The 21,085-nt window shown below is 71.2% G+C and carries 16 protein-coding genes and 1 pseudogene; 6 read left to right on the top strand and 11 right to left on the bottom strand.

What is annotated here, in order from left to right; translation table 11 throughout:
• The 3 genes from ABT381_RS15890 to ABT381_RS15880 form a co-directional block, all read right to left on the bottom strand.
• Window positions 1–929 (bottom strand): SRPBCC domain-containing protein (locus ABT381_RS15890; RefSeq protein WP_351593630.1); only part of this gene is annotated, 929 nt, incomplete at its 3' end.
• A 109-nt stretch (window positions 930–1,038) separates the two neighbouring features.
• Window positions 1,039–2,742, bottom strand: a complete 1,704-nt coding sequence (locus ABT381_RS15885) for a polyamine aminopropyltransferase (protein WP_351593627.1) — start codon at window positions 2,740–2,742, stop codon at window positions 1,039–1,041.
• Window positions 2,743–2,840: 98 nt separating this feature from the next.
• Window positions 2,841–3,359, bottom strand: coding sequence for a DUF2617 family protein (locus ABT381_RS15880; protein WP_351593624.1), 519 nt, complete (start codon window positions 3,357–3,359; stop codon window positions 2,841–2,843).
• Between the two features lie 794 nt (window positions 3,360–4,153).
• Here ABT381_RS15880 and ABT381_RS15875 point away from each other — a divergent pair.
• Window positions 4,154–5,347: a pyridoxal phosphate-dependent aminotransferase gene (locus ABT381_RS15875; RefSeq protein ID WP_351593622.1), complete on the top strand. Its 1,194-nt coding sequence runs from the start codon at window positions 4,154–4,156 to the stop codon at window positions 5,345–5,347.
• A gap of 258 nt (window positions 5,348–5,605) precedes the next feature.
• Here ABT381_RS15875 and ABT381_RS15870 read toward each other — a convergent pair.
• The 4 genes and pseudogenes from ABT381_RS15870 to clpB form a co-directional block, all read right to left on the bottom strand.
• Window positions 5,606–5,770, bottom strand: a pseudogene (locus tag ABT381_RS15870) (LysR family transcriptional regulator); the annotation flags it as partial.
• 41 nt (window positions 5,771–5,811) lie between these two features.
• Window positions 5,812–6,333: an MFS transporter gene (locus ABT381_RS15865; RefSeq protein WP_351593619.1), complete on the bottom strand. Its 522-nt coding sequence runs from the start codon at window positions 6,331–6,333 to the stop codon at window positions 5,812–5,814.
• A 279-nt stretch (window positions 6,334–6,612) separates the two neighbouring features.
• Window positions 6,613–7,143 carry a YbjN domain-containing protein gene (locus ABT381_RS15860; RefSeq protein WP_351593616.1) on the bottom strand — a complete coding sequence of 177 codons (531 nt, stop codon included), beginning with the start codon at window positions 7,141–7,143 and terminating at the stop codon, window positions 6,613–6,615.
• Between the two features lie 105 nt (window positions 7,144–7,248).
• Complete coding sequence (gene clpB / locus ABT381_RS15855) at window positions 7,249–9,891, bottom strand: ATP-dependent chaperone ClpB (protein ID WP_351593614.1); 2,643 nt, start codon at window positions 9,889–9,891, stop codon at window positions 7,249–7,251.
• A gap of 196 nt (window positions 9,892–10,087) precedes the next feature.
• Here clpB and ABT381_RS15850 point away from each other — a divergent pair, with 196 nt between their 5' ends.
• Both ABT381_RS15850 and ABT381_RS15845 read left to right on the top strand, forming a co-directional pair.
• A complete protein-coding gene (locus ABT381_RS15850; RefSeq protein WP_351593611.1) occupies window positions 10,088–10,492 on the top strand; it encodes a PPOX class F420-dependent oxidoreductase in 405 nt (134 codons plus the stop codon).
• 81 nt (window positions 10,493–10,573) lie between these two features.
• Entirely contained in the window at window positions 10,574–10,978 is a 405-nt protein-coding gene (locus ABT381_RS15845) for a hypothetical protein (protein ID WP_351593608.1), read from the top strand.
• A gap of 11 nt (window positions 10,979–10,989) precedes the next feature.
• On the opposite strand, the gene ABT381_RS15840 is transcribed toward ABT381_RS15845, so the two are convergent.
• Genes ABT381_RS15840 through dnaK form a run of 4 tightly spaced genes read right to left on the bottom strand, consistent with a single transcriptional unit; the run spans window position 10,990 to window position 15,169 of the window.
• Window positions 10,990–11,448 (bottom strand): heat shock protein transcriptional repressor HspR, encoded by a 459-nt coding sequence (locus tag ABT381_RS15840; RefSeq protein WP_030259115.1) that lies wholly within the window; start codon window positions 11,446–11,448, stop codon window positions 10,990–10,992.
• 2 nt (window positions 11,449–11,450) lie between these two features.
• Window positions 11,451–12,629, bottom strand: coding sequence for a molecular chaperone DnaJ (gene dnaJ, locus ABT381_RS15835; protein WP_351593605.1), 1,179 nt, complete (start codon window positions 12,627–12,629; stop codon window positions 11,451–11,453).
• Window positions 12,630–12,668: 39 nt separating this feature from the next.
• Window positions 12,669–13,316, bottom strand: a complete 648-nt coding sequence (gene grpE, locus ABT381_RS15830; RefSeq protein WP_351593602.1) for a nucleotide exchange factor GrpE — start codon at window positions 13,314–13,316, stop codon at window positions 12,669–12,671.
• Window positions 13,313–15,169 carry a molecular chaperone DnaK gene (gene dnaK, locus ABT381_RS15825; RefSeq protein ID WP_351593599.1) on the bottom strand — a complete coding sequence of 619 codons (1,857 nt, stop codon included), beginning with the start codon at window positions 15,167–15,169 and terminating at the stop codon, window positions 13,313–13,315. The genes grpE and dnaK overlap by 4 nt, the downstream gene beginning before the upstream one ends.
• A 425-nt stretch (window positions 15,170–15,594) precedes the next feature.
• On the opposite strand from dnaK, the gene ABT381_RS15820 reads away from it, so the two are divergent.
• The 3 genes from ABT381_RS15820 to ABT381_RS15810 all read left to right on the top strand — a co-directional run bounded on the left by ABT381_RS15820 (window position 15,595) and on the right by ABT381_RS15810 (window position 21,033).
• Entirely contained in the window at window positions 15,595–17,862 is a 2,268-nt protein-coding gene (locus ABT381_RS15820) for a heterodisulfide reductase-related iron-sulfur binding cluster (RefSeq protein WP_351593596.1), read from the top strand.
• 191 nt (window positions 17,863–18,053) lie between these two features.
• Window positions 18,054–19,379, top strand: coding sequence for an FG-GAP repeat domain-containing protein (locus ABT381_RS15815; protein WP_351593594.1), 1,326 nt, complete (start codon window positions 18,054–18,056; stop codon window positions 19,377–19,379).
• A 193-nt stretch (window positions 19,380–19,572) separates the two neighbouring features.
• On the top strand, window positions 19,573–21,033 hold the full coding sequence (locus ABT381_RS15810; RefSeq protein ID WP_351593591.1) for an FG-GAP-like repeat-containing protein: 1,461 nt from the start codon (window positions 19,573–19,575) through the stop codon (window positions 21,031–21,033).
• Window positions 21,034–21,085 lie beyond the last annotated feature (52 nt).

Raw genomic sequence — 21,085 nt, 5'->3', positions numbered from 1 at the left:
CAGCGGAGGGAGGCCGAGGCGGCGGACGTCTCGGGAGCGGGCACGGGGGCGTAGCGGCCGCGCGGCGGGGCGTGGTCCACCTCCTCCGCGCTGCGGCCGATCATCGTGCGGCGCGCGTGCGCGGCCTCGGCGGGCGGCTCGGCCGGGATGCCGAGGTCGTCCTCGCCGAGCGGGTCCAGCGAGGACGGCGGGATCTCGGTCTCGAAGACCCCGGCCCGCGGCGAGATCTCCGCGAGGTCCTCGGCGCCGTCCACCTCGTCGGTGTCGTCCTCGTCGTCGTCCGTGCCGATGACATCGGCCGGGTCGTCCTCGGCGCCCGCCTCTTTCAGGCCCGCCTCGTCCAGCGCCTCGTCCTCCAGGCCCGCCTCTTCGAGGTCCGCCCCGTCCTCGTCGGCCACGCCCCCGGTGAGTACCGACAGGCCGTCCACCGCCGCGGTCGCCCCCACCGCCGCGTCCGGCCCGTCCTGCTGCCCCGCGACCGGGGCCGTCGTCAGGTCGTCGGTGAGGGTCGTGGCGAAGCGCTCCAGGAGGCGGCGGCCGGCCGTGCGGGCCGCCTCGTCCGAGGCGTCCGCGAGCCGGCCCTCGGCACGGACGACGGCGGTACAGGACAGCGTCGTGCCCTTGCCGCCCGCGTCGGGCGCCACCCGGACGGTCAGGTCCAGCTCGGCGAGGCCGTCGCCGCGCACCTCCGTGCCGTGCGCCGCGGCGTCGAAGGCGTCGGGCTCGCCCTCGCGCGGGGTCACCCGCAGTGACCCGCGGTAAGTGATGGTGGAGCCGCCGATCCGCAGCCGCAGCCGGCCCTCCGGAACTCCGGGAGCGGCGTCCGCGTCGAGCTGGGCGCCCGGGACGCAACGGGCCAGCCGCTCCGGCTCGGCGAGCGCCTGCCGCACCGTGCCGACGGGAAACGGAACGTACACCTCGTGCTCCATGAATCGGAGCCTACCCAGCGGGCCCCGCCCCGTGCCCGCTCCCGCACAACTTTCTCCACATACCGTCACCGTCCGGGCCATGCCCGCCGGCCGCCGCGGCCCCGCCGCCTCACCCGCCGTACCGCGGCCGCACGAGCGTCGACGGCGGGAGGCCGGGAAGGCGCGTACGGGCCAGCGCGCGGTGGCCGGAACGGAGCAGGGCGGGGGTCAGGGAGCGCAGCGGCGGCGCGGCGGACGGGAGCCCCAGCTGCGGCGTGCTGCGGCCCGCCAGGAGGAAGCCCCAGTACCGGACGGTCCGCGGGTCGGCGCGGCCGGTGCCGGACGCGCCCCGGTCGGGCCCGCCCGAGAAGGCGTGCGGGCGGCCCGGCATCCGGTACGGGACGGTGCGCAGGCCCGCGGCGCGCAGCGTCGCCTCGACCGTCCAGAAGCTGCGCGGCCGGACGCGCGGCGGCCCGGCGTGCACCGCGAGCCGCCCGTCCCGGGCCAGCACCCGGGCCGCGAGGCCGTAGAACTCCTGGGAGTAGAACTTGGTGCCGGCGGTGATGTTGGGGTCGGGCAGGTCGGAGAGGACCACGTCGTACGGGCCGTCCCTGCGCACCTCGCGCCGGGCGTCCCGGCGCAGCCAGTCGAAGGCGTCGGCGGTCACCACGCGGACCCGCGGATCGTCGAGCGAGCGGCGGTTGAGCCGGGCGAGGCCGGGGTCGGTGCGGGCCAGCCGGACCAGGCCGCTGTCGCGCTCGACGACGGTGACGGAGTCGACGTCGGGGTAGCGCAGCAGCTCGCGTACGGCGAGCCCGTCGCCGCCGCCGAGCACCAGCACCCGGCCGTGCGGCCCGCCCGCCATCGCCGGGTGGACCAGCGCTTCGTGGTAGCGGAACTCGTCCCGCGCGCTGACCCGCAGCCGGCCGTCCAGATACAGCGCGAGCGGCGCCCCCGTACGCCCGGCGCCCCGGCCCGCGCGCCCGGCACCGCCCGTGCCGCCCGTGCCACCGGTCAGCACGACTTCCTGTACGTCCGTCTGCACGGCGACCCGTGGTTCCGTGCCGTACACCGCCTTGCGCGCGGCCGCCTCGAAGGGCCCTGCCAGCACCGTGCACGCCACGAGGACCACGAGGACGAGCGCGTTGGCCGCCAGCAGTGACCGGCGTGCCCGTATGGAGAGGTCGCGGCGGAACAGGCCGAGGACGAGGGCGCCGCCCGCCACCGCGTTCACCCCGCCCGTGACCAGCGCGCCCGTCAGCTGTCCGAGCAGCGGCAGCAGCAGGAAGGGGAAGGCGAGGCCGCCGACCAGGGCGCCCACGTAGTCCGCCGCGAAGAGGTCGGCGACCGCGCCGCCCGCGTCCTGGTTGCGGACGCGCTGGATGAGCGTCATCAGCAGCGGGACCTCGGCGCCGATGAGCACGCCGATCACCAGCGAGAAGCCGACGAGCGCGGGCCGGGACTGGCCGAGCCACGCGAAGCACGCGTACAGCGCCATCGCCGAGACCCCGCCGACCAGAGCCAGCGCCGCCTCGACCGCGCCGAAGCCGACCGCGGCCCGGCAGCGCAGCCGCTTGGCCAGCAGCGAGCCGACGCCCATCGCGAAGACCATGACGGAGAGCACGACGGACGCCTGCGTCACGGAGTCGCCCACCAGGTAGGAGGAGAGGGCGACCAGCTCCAGCTCGTACACCAGTCCGCAGGCGGCGCAGAGGAAGACAACCGTGAGGACGAGCAGCCGGCCGAGCCCGGCGGGCACCGGCAGCCGTGGTGGCCTGACGATCTCCGGCGGCTTGCGGGGGCCGGAGGTGAGGGCCGCTGGCGGATCGATCATGTTGCGAACGCTACGTGACGGCCCGGTCGCGCCTCGTCACCCACAAGAGCGCATTGGCTTCGCGCGGGGACGACGCCGGGCCGCTTCCGCGCGCCCGCTCACAGCGCCGCCACCGCCCGCACTCCCACGCGCGTACGGGTCGCCACCAGCCGGCCCTCCTGGGGGTAGGCGTGCCAGGTGCGCCAGCGCACCTGGCCGCTCTCCCGTTGCGCAAGCATCGCGGTGAACGCGTGCGGCGCGCCGGGGAACGTGCCGGCGAGTCCGTACGGATGCTCGGCCACCAGTGCGAGCAACTCCTGCGCCCGGCCCGCGAACGAGCCGCGGGAGAGCGTCTCCACATGGGCGGCGAATTCGTACTCCCAGTCGCCGATGCGTTTCGCCACGCCGAGGGGGAGCGGGGTGCTGCTGCCGGGCATGCACGCCACGGTCTCCGAGCAGCTCCCGTGCTCCTCCTCCAGGAGCACTTGATGCGAGGCGCCGAGCAGCCGCAACTGGACCTTGACGTCTTCCAGTTGCAGGTCGAGGACGGCGAGGGCGGGCAGCGGCTCGCGGCCGAGTGCCCAGGCCAGGTCGGCCGCGCGGGTGTCGGTGTAGGCGGTCTTGATGGTGGTGAGCATGGGTCGGCTCCGCAAGCACGCAGTGGATGGTGGGCCGGCCCGCCCCGGAGGAGGACCAGGGATACGACTTACCGGCTGCCGGCTCGTGACCACGTGGGGTCCGAGAACTGGTGGATTCTCACAAGAGAGGGAATCATGAAACTCGCGGGGCCCACAGCCTTTTTACCCATCTTCGTGGGGTTTCCATCCCTCAGAGGGCCTCCCAGTTCAGTTGTTCAACAGGCTTGCGCCCGACGGTTGTTGAGAACCGCCGGGCGCATATGCGAAGAGGCATGGGCCGTATGCATGTTCACCGCCGTGCCGCCGCGCAGAGGGCGCGGGACGCGCGGGAATTCCGCTCAGGAGCCCCCGCCGCCACCGCAGCCGCCACCGCCGCCGCCACCACACGACGAGCCACCGCCGCACGACGAGCCGCCACCGCAGCCCCCGTGATGTCCGCCCCCGTGGTGCCCGCCGTGGTGGTGACCGCTGGGCGAACCCCCGTCGCCGGCCCACCAGCTGCCCCCGGACACCGTGCCGCCGCGCGCCGCCTTCCGCATCCGGCCGCTGGGCGACTCGTTAGCCGCCGCGCGCGACACCAGCCACACCACGGCCGCCACCGCGCCGCATATCACCAGGAAGATCACAAAACCACTCACTGCCTCACGCTCCTTCCGTTCCCCCGAAGCGAGGCACTCCTTACGTCAGAGCCCGCTTTTCAGAGCAAGCTTTCTTGCGTGCGGGTCAGATGCCCGGCCTCGTTGATCTCAAAGCGGAGTTGAGGAACTCCAGAGGTTCGGCGCAGGATGGCGGCCATGGGACGACCGCTGCTCAACCGCCGCCTGGCCGAATTCGGTACGACGATCTTCGCGGAGATGTCCGCGCTCGCCGTACGGACCGGCGCCATCAACCTCGGCCAGGGATTTCCCGACACCGACGGCCCCGAAGAGGTCCGTGAGGCGGCGGTGCGCGCCCTGCGCGACGGCCACGGCAACCAGTACCCGCCCGGCCCCGGCATTCCCGAGCTGCGCACCGCCGTCGCCGCGCACCAGCAGCACTGGTACGGCCTGCCGTACGACCCCGACACCGAAGTACTGGTCACCGCGGGCGCCACCGAGGCCATCGCGGCGTCGCTGCTGGCGCTGCTGGAGCCCGGTGACGAGGTGATCGCGCTGGAGCCGTACTACGACTCCTACGCCGCGTGCATCGCGCTGGCCGGCGCCAAGCGCGTGCCGGTCACTCTGCGCCCCTCTCCCGGGGAGGCTCCACGCGGCGGAGCCGCATATGGACGCTATCGCCTCGACCTGGACGAGCTGCGGGACGCCGTCACCGACCGCACCCGCCTCATCCTCCTCAACACCCCGCACAACCCCACCGGCACGGTGCTCAGCCGCGACGAGCTGGCCGCCATCGCCGAACTGGCCTGCGAGCGCGACCTCCTCGTCGTCACGGACGAGGTCTACGAGCACCTGGTGTTCGAGGGTGAGCACGTGCCGATGGCGTCCTTCCCCGGGATGCGCGAGCGCACGGTGACCATCGGCAGCGCGGGCAAGACGTTCTCCTTCACCGGGTGGAAGGTCGGCTGGATCACCGGCACGCCCGAGCTGGTCGGCGCGGTCCGCTCCGCCAAGCAGTTCCTCACCTACGTCTCGGCGGGCCCCTTCCAGTACGCGGTCGCCGAGGCGCTCGCGCTGCCGGACGGCTACTTCCACGGGCTGCGGGAGGGCCTGCGCCGCAAGCGGGACATCCTGTCCGACGGGCTGGCGCAGGCCGGCTTCCAGGTCTTCCGGCCGAGCGGTACGTACTTCGTCACCACCGACATCACGGCCCTGGGCGAGAAGGACGGCCTGGCCTTCTGCCTCGGGCTGCCCGAGCGCTGCGGCGTGGTCGCCGTGCCGAACTCCGTCTTCTACGACGACAAGGAGGCGGGCCGCAGCCTCGTCCGCTTCGCTTTCTGCAAGAAGGACGAGGTCCTGCGGGACGCGGTGTCACGCCTCCAGCGGCTGTGAGCCGGGTCCGGCCGCGACGATGCGGCGGACCGAAAAGAGAATTCACATTTTTCGTTCAGCGGGACCCCCCTCTCCGGGCTTACCTTTTCATCCTCCAGCAACCACCGATTCTTCACCCGCAATCCTCCTGCGGAGCTCCGCGCTGGCCACCGCCAGCAATTCCCGACGCTCCGGATCCGCGTTCTCGCGCAGTGCCAGGGACATCCGGATGGTGACGGGCGCGCCGTCGAGCGGCAGCAGCGCGATCCGGCGGGAGGAGACGGTGCGGCCGGAGCGGTCGAAGAGCTGGGGGCGCAGTTCGCGCTCCAGCTGGCGCACCTGCACTGGCTCACCGCCGGCTGGCCTATGTGCAGTCGTTCGGCCGCTCTGCCGAAATGCAGCTCCTCGGCCACCGCAAAAGTATTGAATCTGACGCAGTTCCACAGGATCCCCCTTTTCCTGCGGGCGATCCCCGCCGCGTTCATTTATCCGACGGCAGCTTTCTGCAAATCGGCGTCCCGGCCATCCGTAACGGGCTCCATAACGGGCTCCGGTACGACAGCGGATTCCGTCGCCGCCGCCTGCCGCGCCGCCATAGACAAGAAGAACGCGAAGGCCGCGATGCCCACCGCCGAGGCGCCGATGACGAACCATCCCAGCGCGAAGAGGTCACCGGCCGGCAGCCGGCTGGAAAGGAGGATTCCCAGCGAGGCGCCCAGCAACTGGAGCGCGCCCATCAGCCCGGAGGCCGAGCCGGCGGTCGAGCGGAAACTCGTCACGCCCGCGCTCATCGACAGCGGCAGCAGGAAGCCGTTGCCGAAGGTCATCACCGGCATGAAGACCAGCACCAGCAGCCCCCAGGGCCTGCCTGCCCCGCTCAGCCCCAGGGCCAGCATCATCAGCGCGCCGGCGAAGAAGAAGCCGTGCCCCGTCCACAGCAGCCGGTTGACGGGCCGCTTGCGGAGCAGGGTGCGGGAGGTGAGGTTGCCCGCCACTGCGGTCTTCATGACAACGGACAACTTCCTTGTCTCAAGGGCAGGTTCTCAAGGGCAGGTTCTCAAGGGCGGGGTCTCAGGGGCGGGGCCTCGATGGCTCAAGTCCAGCACCGCCCCAGGGGCCGTCCAAGACGCAATCCGATCCGGCACCGATCACGAATCGTGATGCGTCGCCCCGCCACGTCCCGCGCCCCCGCGTCCCCGGTTCCCCGCCGGGACGCCGCGCCCGCATACGGAAGGGCCCCGGAGCGCTGTGCTCCGGGGCCCTTCCGCAGAACCGTCGTAACGGGCTCACGCCTCGTCGTCGGGCTTCTTCGTGTCACCGTCGATGTCGGCCTCCAGGCCGAGCTGCTCGACGAGCCACTTGTCGAACTCGATGGACGCGCGGATCCAGCTGACCGTGCTGGAGACGAAGTGCTCCAGCGAGACGCCGGTGCCGACCAGCATCGATGCCTCACCGATCAGACGGACCGTGCCGTCGTCGTGGGTGTGGGTGTAGGCCTTGGGCCACAGGGTGCGGCGGTTCCAGTCGTCGATCGCCTCCAGCAGCTTCGACTTGAGCTCGATGCCGTGCGGGCGGTCGTAGAACGTCCGGACGGAGAAGATCTGCTGCTCCTCCTCGCCGCGGAACATGAAGTACGTGCGGAACTGCTCCCACGGGGCGGCGAGGTCGCCCTCGTCGTCGACGACGTACTTCAGCTCCATCTGGTCAAGGAGCTGCTTGACCAGGTCCTGATCGGGCACGATCGGCCCCTCAGGCCCGGTCGGCTGCTGTTCGGGCTGGCCCCCGAAATTCGGAATCGAGGACGGGTCGATAGTCACCGTGGAAGTCCCTTCGTATGGTCCCCGCCATCCTCCCCCACACCCGCCCCGTCCTGGCAAGCGGACGGGGCGGGTCAGCAGCTGCGCGTACAGCGAAGGACGGGGTCAGACCGCGGCCGGCTCCCGCTCCGCCGTCACCGACAGGTGGTCGCCGTCCACGTCCACCCGTACGGTGTCGCCGTCGCGGATGTCGCCCGCCAGGATCGCCCGGGCGAGCTGGTCGCCGATGGCGGTCTGGACGAGGCGACGCAGCGGCCGGGCGCCGTAGGACAGGTCCGGCTGCGACTGCTCGGGCTTGTCGATCACCGGCTCCTGGCCGAGCCAGGCCAGCCAGGTCAGCGCCGCGTCGGAGACGTCCAGCGTGAGCCGCCGGTCGGCGAGCCGCTTCTGCAGGTGGGCGAGCTGGATCCGCGCGATCCGCTGGAGCTGGTCCGTGCCGAGCGGGTGGAAGACCACCGTGTCGTCCAGCCGGTTCAGGAACTCCGGGCGGAAGGCGGAGCGGACCGTCTCCAGTACCTTCTCCTTCTTCTGCTCCTCCTTCAGCAGCGGGTCCATCAGGAAGTTCGAGCCGAGGTTGGAGGTCAGGATGAGGATGGTGTTGCGGAAGTCCACCGTCCGGCCCTGGCCGTCCGTGAGCCGTCCGTCGTCCAGCACCTGGAGCAGGATGTCGAAGACCTCGTGGTGGGCCTTCTCCACCTCGTCCAGCAGCACGACGCTGTACGGGCGGCGGCGCACGGCCTCGGTCAGCTGGCCGCCCTCCTCGTACCCGACGTAGCCGGGAGGCGCGCCGACCAGCCGGGCGACGGAGTGCTTCTCGCCGTACTCGCTCATGTCGATGCGGACCATCGCCCGCTCGTCGTCGAAGAGGAAGTCGGCGAGCGCCTTGGCCAGCTCGGTCTTGCCGACGCCGGTCGGGCCGAGGAAGAGGAACGAGCCGGTCGGGCGGTCGGGGTCGGCGATCCCGGCACGCGTACGGCGCACCGCGTCCGACACCGCGCGCACGGCCTCGGTCTGCCCGATCAGCCGCTTGCCCAGCTCATCCTCCATGCGCAGCAGCTTCTGGGTCTCGCCCTCCAGCAGCCGCCCCGCCGGGATGCCCGTCCAGGAGGCGACCACGTCGGCGATGTCGTCGGGGCCGACCTCCTCCTTGACCATCGACTCCTTGGACGCCTCCTGCTCGGCCTCGGCGGCCGCGGCCTCGTCCAGCTCCCGCTCCAGGCCCGGGATCTCGCCGTACAGCAGCTTCGACGCGGTGTCGAAGTCGCCGTCGCGCTGGGCGCGCTCGGCCTGGCCGCGCAGCTCGTCGAGCTTCTCCTTCAGCTCGCCGAGGCGGTTCAGGCCCTGCTTCTCCTTCTCCCAGCGTGCGGTCAGCCCGCGCAGCTCTTCTTCCTTGTCCGCGAGGTCCTTGCGCAGCTTCTCCAGGCGCTGCACGGAGCCCGCGTCGGTCTCGTTCTTGAGCGCCAGCTCCTCCATGCGCAGCCGGTCGACGGACCGCTGCAGCTCATCGATCTCCACCGGAGACGAATCGATCTCCATGCGCAGCCGCGACGCCGACTCGTCCACCAGGTCGATGGCCTTGTCGGGCAGGAAGCGGGAGGTGATGTACCGGTCGGAGAGGGTGGCGGCGGCGACCAGCGCGGAGTCCGCGATCTGGACCTTGTGGTGCGCCTCGTAGCGCCCCTTGAGGCCGCGCAGGATCGCGACCGTGTCCTCCACGGTCGGCTCGGCGACCAGCACCTGCTGGAAGCGCCGCTCCAGCGCCGGGTCCTTCTCGATCCGCTCGCGGTACTCGTCCAGCGTGGTCGCGCCGACCATCCGCAGCTCGCCGCGGGCCAGCATGGGCTTGAGCATGTTCCCCGCGTCCATCGCGGAGTCGCCGCCTGCCCCGGCACCCACGACCGTGTGCAGCTCGTCGATGAACGTGATGATCTGCCCGTCACTGGACTTGATCTCCGCCAGGACGGTCTTCAGCCGCTCCTCGAACTCACCGCGGTACTTCGCGCCCGCGACCATCGCGCCGAGGTCCAGCGCGACCAGCCGCTTGTCCCGCAGCGACTCGGGCACGTCGCCCTTCACGATGCGCTGCGCGAGCCCCTCCACGACGGCGGTCTTGCCGACGCCGGGCTCACCGATCAGCACGGGGTTGTTCTTCGTACGCCGCGAGAGGACCTGCACCACGCGCCGGATCTCCTGGTCCCGGCCGATGACCGGGTCGAGCTTGCCCTCGCGCGCGGCCGCGGTGAAGTCCGTACCGAACTTCTCCAGCGCCTTGTATGTGCCCTCGGGGTCGGCGTTGGTCACCCGCTGCCCGCCCCGGGCCTTCTCGAAGGCGTCCAGCAGCCTCTTGGCCGAGGCGCCCTGCTGGTCCAGCAGCTGGCCGGTGGCCCCGCCCTTCGCGGCGATGCCGATGAGCAGGTGCTCGGTGGAGATGTAGTCGTCGCCCAGCTCCTTGGCGCGCTGCGCCGCGTCCGCTATCACCGCGAGCATCTCGCGGTCGGGCTGCGGCGGGGCGACCGTCGAGCCCTGGATGCTGGGCAGCGCGGCGACCCGCCGCTCGGCCCCGGCACGCAGCGCCGCGGCGTCCGCGCCGACGGCGGCCAGCAGGTCGGTGATGTTCTCGTTGTCCTGCCCGGCGAGCAGCGCGAGCAGCAGATGGGCCGCGGTCATGTCCGCGTGTCCCGCGCTCACGGCCCGCTCATTGGCGGCGCTCAGCGCCTCCCGGCTCTTGTTGGTCAGCTCGGCGTCCACGTGCTCGCGCTCCTCCTCATGCCTCTGGCCTGCACCTACACGGCCCTCGGGGGCCATCCTGCCTAGCTCAACATGCGATAAGTTGAGTCTATTCCACTCAAGCCCAAAACGCCGACCTTTACCCGTCCACCGCCCCTTGGGGTTCCCCCTGACCTGCCGCCCACTCCTGCGAGTACGCCCGACGTACAGTGCGGACATGGCTCAAGATCTGCGGAATCCCGACCCCGAGTACCTCGCCTTCTGGCGGGAGCGGCATGTGTGCACCCTGACCACGATGCGGCCGGACGGGACGCCGCACGTCGTGCCGGTGGGGGTGACGTACGACCACGAGCAGGGCCTGGCCCGGGTCATCACGAGCAAGGGCAGCACCAAGGTCCGCAACGTCCTGGCCAGGGGCGACGGCGGCGCGCGCGTCGCGGTGTGCCAGCTGCAGGGGCGGCGGTGGGCGACGCTGGAGGGGCTGGCGACGGTCCGTACGGCCGAGGCGGAGGTGCGGGACGCGGAGGAGCGGTACGCCGTGCGGTACGAGCGGACGCCGCGGCCCAACCCCGAGCGCGTGGTCATCGAGATCCGGGTGACGAAGATGCTCGGGCGGGCCTGAGAGCGCCGACGGGTGCCGCCGCCCCCGCTCCGTCCACAGGGGTATCGTCACCCCCACAGTCGTCAGGTCCCGGGGGGCACGATGAATGCGGTGCGAGTGACGGCGATCGCGTGCTTGATGCCGCTGTCCGAGCTGGACGACGATCCGTTCCTGGTCGACGACCGAGGCCAGCACGAGATGTGCTCGCAGTGGGCCGCGGACCGCGACTACCGCCTCATCTGGCGGCTGAGCCTGCACCACCTGCGCGCCGATCACTGCGCCCTGTGGCAGGACGTGGAGGCGGGCCTGGTCGATGTCTTCGTCGTACCGAACCGCCGCACCCTGGAGAACGCCGTCGACTCCGCCGAGGATTTCACCGCCCGCTGCGCCGCGGCCGGCGTCCGGCTGGAGACCGTCGACCTCGCCGAGCCGGTCTACACCTCGGCCATGAAGTCCCACGTGCACCGCCGGCTGTCGATGCCCACGGCCGGTTACAACGGCCGCTGAGGCGGCGGGCGTTACTCGGACGTCCGCTTCGGGCGCCACACGACCAGCGCGCTGGTCTGCTGCACGTCCTGATACGGGACCAGGTCACGGCGGTAGCTGGCGTGCACCGCCGCCTCCCGCTGCTGGATGGCGGCGGCGGCGCCCTCCACCGCGCTCTGCAGCTCGGCGACGCGCTGCTGGAGCGCCGCGACCTGGTTCTCCAGTTCGATGATGCGCTTGATGCCGGCGAGGTTGATGCCCTCGTTCTGCGACAGCTGCTGCACCTGGCGGAGCAGCTCGATGTCGCGGGCCGAGTAGCGCCGACCGCGCCCGGCCGTACGGTCCGGTGAGACCAGGCCGAGCCGGTCGTACTGGCGCAGTGTCTGCGGGTGCAGGCCGGAGAGCTGAGCCGCGACGGAGATGACGTACACCGGTGACTCGTCGGTCAGTTCATAGGGGTTACGACTGCGCCGCCCGCCCCGACTGTCCATCATCAAGCTCCCTTCGCGGCCTGGAAGAGCTCCGATCGCGGGTCCTCACCCGCGGTCGCCTCGCGGTACGCCTCCAGCGACTCGCGCGCCTTGTCGCCGAGGTCCTTGGGCACGACCACCTCGATGGTGACCAGGAGGTCGCCCCGGGTGCCGTCCTTGCGCGCCGCGCCCTTGCCGCGGGCACGCATCGTCCGGCCGTTCGGCGTGCCTGCCGGAACCTTCAGGGTGACCGGCGGCCCGCCCAGGGTCGGCACCTTCACTTCGCCGCCGAGCGCGGCCTCCGGGAAGGTGACCGGCACGGTGACGGTGAGGTTGTCGCCCTTGCGGCCGAACACCGGGTGCGTGTCGACGTGCACGACGACGTACAGATCGCCATTGGGCCCGCCGCGCTCGCCCGGGGCGCCCTTGCCGCGCAGCCGGATCCGCTGCCCGTCGGAGACGCCGGCGGGGATGCGCACCTGCATCGTGCGCGAACTCGTCGCGCGGCCGCTGCCCTTGCACACCTCGCAGGGGTCCTCGGCGATCAGGCCGCGGCCCTTGCAGTCGGCGCACGGGTCGGTGAGCGAGAAGCCGCCGCCCGCGCCCCGGCTGACCTGGCCCGTACCCACACAGGTCGGGCAGACCCGCGGGGTGCCGTTCTTGTCGCCGGTACCGGAACACGCCTTGCACGGCGCCGGGCTGGACATCCGCAGCGGGACCGTGGCCCCGTCCACCGCCTCGGTGAAGCTGAGCGTCACCTCGGACTCGATGTCCTGGCCGCGGCGGGGCTGCGTACGCGTGCCCGCACCGCCGCCCCTGTTGAACAGGCCGCCGAAGACGTCCCCGAGGCCGCCGCCGAAGCCGCCGGCGCCCGCTCCGCCCTGGGCGCCCCCGAAGAGGTCACCCAGGTCGAAGTTGAAGCTGCCGCCACCGGCGCCGCCGGGACCCGGACGGAAGCCGCCGTTGCCGAACAGCGCCCGCGCCTCGTCGTACTCCTTGCGGCGCTTGGGGTCGCCCAGGACGTCGTTCGCCTCGGAGATCTCCTTGAAGCGCGCCTCGGCCTTGGTGTCGCCCTTGTTCGCGTCCGGGTGGTTCTCCCGGGCGAGCTTGCGGTACGCCTTCTTGATCTCGGCGTCGGTGGCGTCCTTCGGGACGCCGAGAACCTTGTAGTAGTCCTTCTCGACGAAGTCCTTGGTGCTCATCCCCGACGTCCCTCCTCCCGTACTGTCCTGCTTCTCACGTCAGCCCTCGTCCGGGCCACCGCTCTCCTCGTCCGGCGCCTGCTCCTCGGACTTGGCGGCCTGGGCCCCCGGCTGGGGCTCGGCGACCGCCACCCGCGCGGGGCGAATCGTTCGCTCGCCGATCCGATACCCCGGCTGCAGGATCGCAACGCACGTCGTCTCCGTGACGTCCGGTGCGTACGAGTGCATGAGCGCCTCGTGGATCGTCGGGTCGAAAGGCTCGCCCTCCTTGCCGAACTGCTGCAGGCCGAGCTTGGCCACGACCGTCTCCACCGACTCGCCGACCGACTTGAAGCCGCCGACCAGCTCGCCGTGTTCACGAGCCCGGCCGATGTCGTCGAGGACCGGCAGGAGCTCGGACAGGAGGTTCGCCGCGGCGATCTCCTTGACCGTCACGCGGTCCCGCTCCACCCGCCGGCGGTAGTTCTGATACTCGGCCTGCAGGCGCTGGAGGTCCGCCGTGCGCTCGTTGAGCGCGGTGCGCACCTGGTCCAGCTGTGCCGTCAGGCCGACGTCCTGATTCGCGTCCCCGGCCGGGGCCGGGCCCGCCTTGTCGGCGGACCCGGCGCCCTGCGCCGCATCGTCAGGGGCTGCGGCGTCGGAGGGGACGTCAGGCTTCTCGTCAAAGCCCGGGGTCTCCTCCGTCACGCGGCACCGTCCTTCTTGGGCTTCTCGTCGTCCACGATCTCGGCGTCGACGACGTCGTCCTCGGCCTTGGCCTGCTCGCCGTCGGCGGCACCCTCGGCACCGCCCGCGGCCTGCGCGCCCTGGGCGTCGGCGTACATGGCCTGGCCCAGCTTCTGCGAGACGGCGGCGACCTTCTCGGTGGCCGTACGGATCTCGGCCGTGTCCTCGCCCTTGAGCTTCTCCTTCAGCTCGCCGACGGCGGTCTCGACCTCGGTCTTCACCTCGGCGGGGACCTTCTCCTCGTTGTCCTTGAGGAACTTCTCCGTCTGGTAGACGAGCTGCTCGCCCTGGTTGCGCGTCTCGGCGGCCTCGCGGCGCTTGTGGTCCTCGTCCGCGTAGCGCTCGGCCTCCTCGCGCATGCGGTCGACCTCGTCCTTCGGCAGCGAGGAGCCGCCGGTGACGGTCATCTTCTGCTCCTTGCCCGTGCCCAGGTCCTTCGCGGTCACGTGCATGATGCCGTTGGCGTCGATGTCGAAGGAGACCTCGATCTGCGGGACGCCACGCGGGGCCGGCGGCAGACCGGTCAGCTCGAACATGCCGAGCTTCTTGTTGTACGCCGCGATCTCGCGCTCGCCCTGGTAGACCTGGATCTGCACGGAGGGCTGGTTGTCCTCGGCGGTGGTGAAGATCTCCGAACGCTTGGTCGGGATCGTCGTGTTCCGCTCGATGAGCTTGGTCATGATGCCGCCCTTGGTCTCGATACCGAGGGACAGCGGGGTGACGTCCAGCAGGAGGACGTCCTTGACCTCACCCTTGAGGACACCGGCCTGCAGCGACGCGCCGATGGCGACGACCTCGTCCGGGTTGACGCCCTTGTTGGCGTCCTTGCCGCCGGTCAGCTCCTTGACGAGCTCGGCGACGGCCGGCATACGGGTCGAACCGCCGACCAGGACCACGTGGTCGATCTCGGACAGCTCGATGCCGGCGTCCTTGATGACGTTGTGGAACGGGGTCTTGCAGCGGTCGAGCAGGTCGCTGGTGAGCTGCTGGAACTGCGAGCGCGTGAGCTTCTCGTCCAGGTGCAGCGGGCCCTCGGCCGAGGCGGTGATGTAGGGAAGGTTGATCGTCGTCTCGGTGGAGGACGACAGCTCGATCTTCGCCTTCTCAGCGGCCTCGCGCAGGCGCTGGAGCGCCATCTTGTCCTTGGCCAGGTCGACGCCGTGGCCGTTCTGGAACTGCTTGACCAGGTAGTCGACGACGCGCTGGTCCCAGTCGTCACCACCGAGCTGGTTGTCGCCGTTGGTCGCCTTCACCTCGACGACGCCGTCGCCGATCTCCAGCAGCGAGACGTCGAAGGTACCGCCACCGAGGTCGAAGACCAGGATGGTCTGGTCGTCCTTGTCCAGGCCGTACGCCAGCGCCGCGGAGGTGGGCTCGTTGACGATGCGCAGGACGTTCAGGCCCGCGATCTCGCCGGCCTCCTTGGTGGCCTGCCGCTCGGAGTCGTTGAAGTACGCCGGGACGGTGATGACCGCGTCCGCGACCTTCTCGCCGAGGTAGGACTCCGCGTCGCGCTTCAGCTTCTGCAGAATGAACGCGGAGATCTGCTGCGGGTTGAAGCTCTTGTCGTCGACGTCCACCGACCAGTCGGTGCCCATGTGGCGCTTGACCGACCGGATGGTCCTGTCGACGTTCGTGACCGCCTGGCGCTTCGCGACCTCGCCGACGAGCACTTCACCGTTCTTGGCGAAAGCGACGACGGACGGCGTGGTCCTGGCGCCCTCGGCGTTGGTGATGACGGTGGGCTCACCGCCTTCGAGAACACTGACGACGGAGTTCGTCGTGCCCAGGTCGATGCCGACCGCACGTGCCATTTCGATTCCTCCAGCTGACATTGAGTGGAACTGGCTCAAGGGTGCACCAGAGATCCGGCCCTGTCAAAGGACCTGAGCCATAGCCACTCAACTCTCCTGCCGAAGATCTGCGCACCACAGCGTTTGCGCAGGTCACAGCGGCACGGAAGACCAGGAGGGGAAGCGCCCGGGGTGCGACGGGCACGTCATCGACACCCCCACCCTCCCTCTCACGGGCGGCCGCCGCATCTCCGGCGTGTCGCGTACGCACGGGCGGGGCGGGCTTTACGACACCCTTAGGCGACCCTCAGCGACGCAGATCACCGCCGCACCCGGTACAGCCGGGCTTGAATAGTGGGTAATCTCGGAGGGATTAACTAAGTTACTGCTTAGTAGTACCGACAGACCACCGAAGAACCCGCTCACGCAGGCCCGAGGAGCCACCCATGCAACTCGCCGCGATCATCGTGTCGCTGGTCCTAATCGCGGTCGGCGTCGCACTGTTCGGCCGCGCCATTGTGCAGATCTACCGCTACATGCGGCTCGGACAATCCGTACCCGCCGGTTCACGGACCAATGACCCCACGCAGCGCACCGTCACGGTGGTCAAGGAATTCCTCGGCCACACCAGGATGAACCGCTGGGGCGTCGTCGGCGTCGCGCACTGGTTCGTCGCGGTGGGCTTCTTCTCGCTGCTGCTGACGATCGCCAACGCCATCGGCCAGCTCTTCAAGGCCGACTGGCTGCTGCCGGTCATCGGCAGCTGGCTGCCGTGGGAGATGTTCGTCGAGGGCATGGGCACCTTGACCACGATCGGCATCCTCGTACTGATCGTCATCCGGCAGCTGAGCAAGCCGGGCAAGGCGGGCCGCAAGTCCCGCTTCTCCGGCTCCAACTTCGGGCAGGCGTACTTCGTCGAGGGCGTCATCCTCATCGTCGGCATCTGCATCGTGACGCTGCACGCCCTGGAGGGCGCCCAGCACGGTGTCGAGCACTACGAGGCCGCGTACTTCGCCTCATACCCGCTGGTCGCGGCCTTCAAGGGGCTGAGCGTCGGCACGCTGCAGAACCTGACGTACCTCTTCGCGATGATCAAGATCGCGACGTCCTTCATCTGGATGATCACCGTCGCGCTCAAGACCGACATGGGCGTCGCGTGGCACCGCTTCCTGGCCTTCCCCAACATCTGGTTCAAGCGCGAGGCCGACGGCGATGTCGCGCTGGGCGCGCTGCAGCCGATGACCAGCGAGGGCAAGGAGATCGACTTCGAGGACCCGGGCGAGGACGACCAGTTCGGCGTCTCCCAGATCGAGCACTTCTCCTGGAAGGGCCTGCTGGACTTCTCCACCTGCACCGAGTGCGGCCGCTGCCAGTCGCAGTGCCCCGCGTGGAACACCGGCAAGCCGCTCTCCCCCAAGCTCATGATCATGGCGCTGCGCGACCACGCGCACGCCAAGGCGCCGTACCTCCTCGCCGGCGGCGGCAAGGACGCCGAGGGCAACGAGAAGGCGACCGCCGAGCAGCTGGCCGACGTGCCCAAGTCCGCTCTGGAAGAGGCCGAACGCCCGCTGATCGGCACCCTCGAAGAGAACGGCGTCATCGACCCGGACGTGCTGTGGTCCTGCACCACCTGCGGCGCCTGCGTGGAGCAGTGCCCGGTCGACATCGAGCACATCGACCACATCGTCGACATGCGCCGCTACCAGGTCATGATCGAGTCCAGCTTCCCCAGCGAGGCGGGCACGATGCTCAAGAACCTGGAGAAGAAGGGCAACCCCTGGGGCCTGGCCAAGAAGCAGCGCCTCGCCTGGACCAAGGAGGTCGACTTCGAGGTCCCCGTCGTCGGCAAGGACGTCGAAGACCTCACCGAGGTCGACTACCTGTACTGGGTCGGCTGTGCCGGTGCCCTGGAGGACCGCGCCAAGAAGACCACCAAGGCCTTCGCGGAGCTGCTGCACATCGCCGGCGTCAACTTCGCCATCATGGGCGGCGACGAGAAGTGCACCGGTGACTCGCCGCGCCGTCTGGGCAACGAGTTCCTCTTCCAGCAGCTGGGCGCGGAGAACGTCGCCACGCTGAACGCGGCCTTCGGCGAGGACGACGAGGACGAGTCGACCAAGAAGCCGAAGTCCAAGAAGAAGATCGTCGCGACCTGCCCGCACTGCTTCAACACGATCGCGAACGAGTACCCGCAGCTGGGCGGCGAGTACGAGGTCATCCACCACACGCAGCTGCTGCAGCACCTCATCGACGAGGGCCGCCTCACCCCCGTCACCCCGGTCGAGGGGCTGATCACCTACCACGACCCCTGCTACCTGGGCCGCCACAACAAGGTCTACACACCGCCGCGCGAGATCATCGCCAAGGTGCCGGGCCTGCGGAACGAGGAGATGCACCGCCACAAGGAGCGCGGCTTCTGCTGCGGCGCCGGCGGCGCCCGCATGTGGATGGAGGAGCGCATCGGCAAGCGCATCAACAACGAGCGCGTCGACGAGGCCCTGTCCCTCAACCCGGACATCGTCTCCACCGCCTGCCCCTTCTGCCTCGTCATGCTGACCGACTCGGTCAACGGCAAGAAGAACGATGGCAAGGTCAGCGAGAACGTCCAGGTCGTCGACGTGGCCCAGCTGCTGCTGGACTCCGTCAGGACCCCGGCCGACCCGGCCGGCGAGGCGGAGCCCGCGGACGAGCCGGAGCCGGAGCCGGTGAAGTAACCCGCTGTACGTCCTGTTGACGGCCGGTCCCGCACCCCGCGGGGCCGGCCGTCGTCGTCTGCGCGCCCGTGTCCGGAACCCTCTGTACTCCTGTGTCCGGAACCGGATGGAACCGGACGAACGTGCGGGCCCATGACGTATGTCCGTGCGACCATGAGGCGCCGGATACGGATGGGGCGCTGGGGGGCGAAGTGCGGTACCGGGGATCACGAACGGCACGCGCGGCGGGAGCCGGGCTGTGCTGCGCACTGCTGGCGGCCGGCTGCGGCATGCTCCCGGCGGGCGGCGGCGCGCGGACGACCGCCCACCACGCCGCGTCCGGCCTTCCGGTACGGCCCGTCCCGCACGGCAAGGGCAGCGAGAAGGCCGACGACTTCAACGGCGACGGCCACCCCGACCTCGTACTCGACACGCTGCTCAACACCGACGACAGCCACGACGACGACCCCGGTATCGGCATCGTCTACGGCTCCGATCACGGCCTCGACCCGGCCGTACGACGGCTCCTCACCCCGGCCCGGCACGCGGCGCCCACGGACGGCGTCGTACCGGCCGTTTTCGACGCAGAGGCCGCCTGCGACCTGGACGGCGACGGCTTCACCGACCTGGTCGTCAGCACCGACCCGCCGTACGACGGCCGGGGCCGCCCGCCCGTCCCCGTACAGATCCTCTTCGGCTCCCCGGAAGGACTCGCCGCGCGCGCCGTGAAGCTGCGCATCCCCGACCGCGCGAGATTCGGCAACGAGTGGCCCGACCAGCCGGTCTGCGGCGACTTCGACGGGGACGGCGCGCAGGACCTGGCGGTCACCGCGTCCGGGCCGCGGGCGAGCTTCCTGCGCGGCCCGTTCACGCGCGCGGGCGCGCCGAAGGGAGCCGGCGCGCCGCTGGACATCCCCGGCACGGCGCTCGCCGGGCTGCCGGCGCCCGTCGACGTGGACGGGGACGGCGCCGACGACCTGCTCGTACGGTCCGGGGCGCCGGGCCGCCGCGCGCCGGGCCGGCTCGCGCTGGGCGGCGCGCGGGGGCCGGACGCGGCGGGGGCCGCGCTGCCGGCCGGGTACGACGTGGCGTTCGGGCGGTTCGACGGCGGGGCGGCGGCCGACGCGGTGGTGGCCGGGGGCGACCGGCTCGCCGTCCGGTACGGCGTCGGCACGGCGGCCCCGCGGAGCGCCACGGTTCCGGTGGCGGGGCGGTCGGTGGCCGCCGGTGACGTGACCGGCGACGGCCGTACGGACCTGGTCGTGTCGGGTGATGCGGCGCGCCCCGTGCTCCTCCTGGGGTCGGCCGCCGGCCTGCGCGCGGACCGCGAGCAGGCCGTGCCGAAGGTCCCCGGTATGCCCGCCGCCGCACGCGCGGCGGTGCTCCGGCTGGCCGACTACGACCACGACGGGCGGGCCGACCTGGTCCTCCTCACCCGCTCGGGCGGCCGGGACGCGGTCACGGTGCACCGCGGAACGGCGTCGGGCTTCGCCGAGCGGCCCGCGGTCTCCTTCAGCACGGCGGCTTTCGCCGAGTGACGGCGGCCTTTGCCGAGTGAGTGCGCCGGGGCCCGCGGACGGGAGACGTCCGGCATGCAACCCTCCGGCCCTCTCGCAGGTCTCCTGATCGCCCAACTGCCGCCCAATCCCCGGCGAATGCCCGGTGCCGCGCGGCGGTCGGCACTCATTCGGACGGGATGCGCCCGCATCCCGCATGCAGCAGGAGAACAGCGTGCCCAAGCACCTTCGTACGGCCCTGGCCACTGCGGCGGCGGTGGCCCTGACCGGCGGTCTGCTCACCCTCTCCACCGGCCCCGCGGCCGCCGCCGGCGGCCTGCAGGGCGACTTCAACGGCGACGGCTACCGCGACCTCGCCGTGGCCGCGCCCGCCGCCACCGTCGGGGGCCACAGGAACGCCGGCGCCGTCACCGTCCTGTACGGCGCGGCCGACGGCGTGTCCGCCGCCCGGCACGCCACCTTCACCCAGAACACCGCCGGGGTTCCGGGTGCGGCGGAGACCGACGACATGTTCGGCGAGGCCGTCTCGGCCGGCGACTTCAACTCCGACGGGTACGCGGACCTCGCCGTCGCCGCCCCGTACGAGGACGTCTCGGGCGACACCGACGGCGGCACCGTACAGATCCTGTGGGGCGCCGCCGGCGGCATATCGCGCGCCGCCACGGTCCCCGACCCGGCCCCGACCAAGCACGACCGCTTCGGCATGGCGCTCGCCGCGGGCGACTTCGACGGGGACAAGAAGGGCGACCTGGCCGTCGGTACGAGCGCCGCGACGCTGCGCGTCTTCAAGGGCGGCTTCACCTCGGCAGGCGTCTCCGCGTCGAAGTCGGCGGTCACGCTGCCGATCCTCAGCGGCTCCGACACCGGCATCTTCCAGCTCACCGCGGGCGAGGTCACCGCGGACGGCCGCACCGACCTGGTCGCCAACGGCTATCAGAACGCCGCGGACGACGGCGAGAACTACTACAACGCCAACTACTACCTGCCCGGCTCGGCCGCCGGCCCGTCCGGCTCCGCGGCGCGCAAGCTGCCCGCCGGCTTCATCACCGCCATCGGTGACACGGACGGCGACGGCTACGGCGACCTGGTCACCGGCATGCACTGGGACGCCAGCCCCGCGCCCGGCACCACCAAGGGCGGCAAGGTCAACGTCATCTACGGCTCGGCGAGCGGCCCCACCAGCCGGATGGACACCATCACCCAGGAGTCCGGCGCGGTCCCGGGCGGCTCCGAGAACGGCGACAGCTTCGGTTACGAGGTCTCCCTCGGCGATATCGACGGCGACGGCCGGCAGGACCTGGCGATCGGTGCGGCGGGCGAGGACATCGACGGCGTCACGGACACCGGCTCGGTGACCGTGCTGCGCGGCTCCGCGTCCGGCATCGACACCACCCATGGCGTCCAGTACTTCCATCAGGACACCCCGGGTGTGCCCGGCGCGTCCGAGGACAATGACCTCTTCGGCACCGAGGTCTTCCTCTCCGACATCAACGGCGACGGCAAGGCCGACCTGTCCGTGGGCGCGAGCTACGAGAACGACGGCAACGGCGCGGTCGTCTCGCTGCCGTCCGACGGCACCCGCATCGGCACCGCCGGCGCCCGCTCGGTGACGCCGGGCGCGGTGGGCGTACCGACCACCGGCCGGCCGCAGTTCGGCGCCGTCCTCACGGGCTGACTCCGGACCCCGCTCGGCCCCTGCGCGCGGCCCGCGGCCGCCCCGCCGGGAT

Source organism: Streptomyces sp. NPDC000151, assembly GCF_040301705.1.
GTDB lineage: Bacteria > Actinomycetota > Actinomycetes > Streptomycetales > Streptomycetaceae > Streptomyces.
The sequence above is the reverse complement of the archived record's forward strand: the minus strand, read 5'-3'. Positions and strand labels throughout refer to the sequence as shown.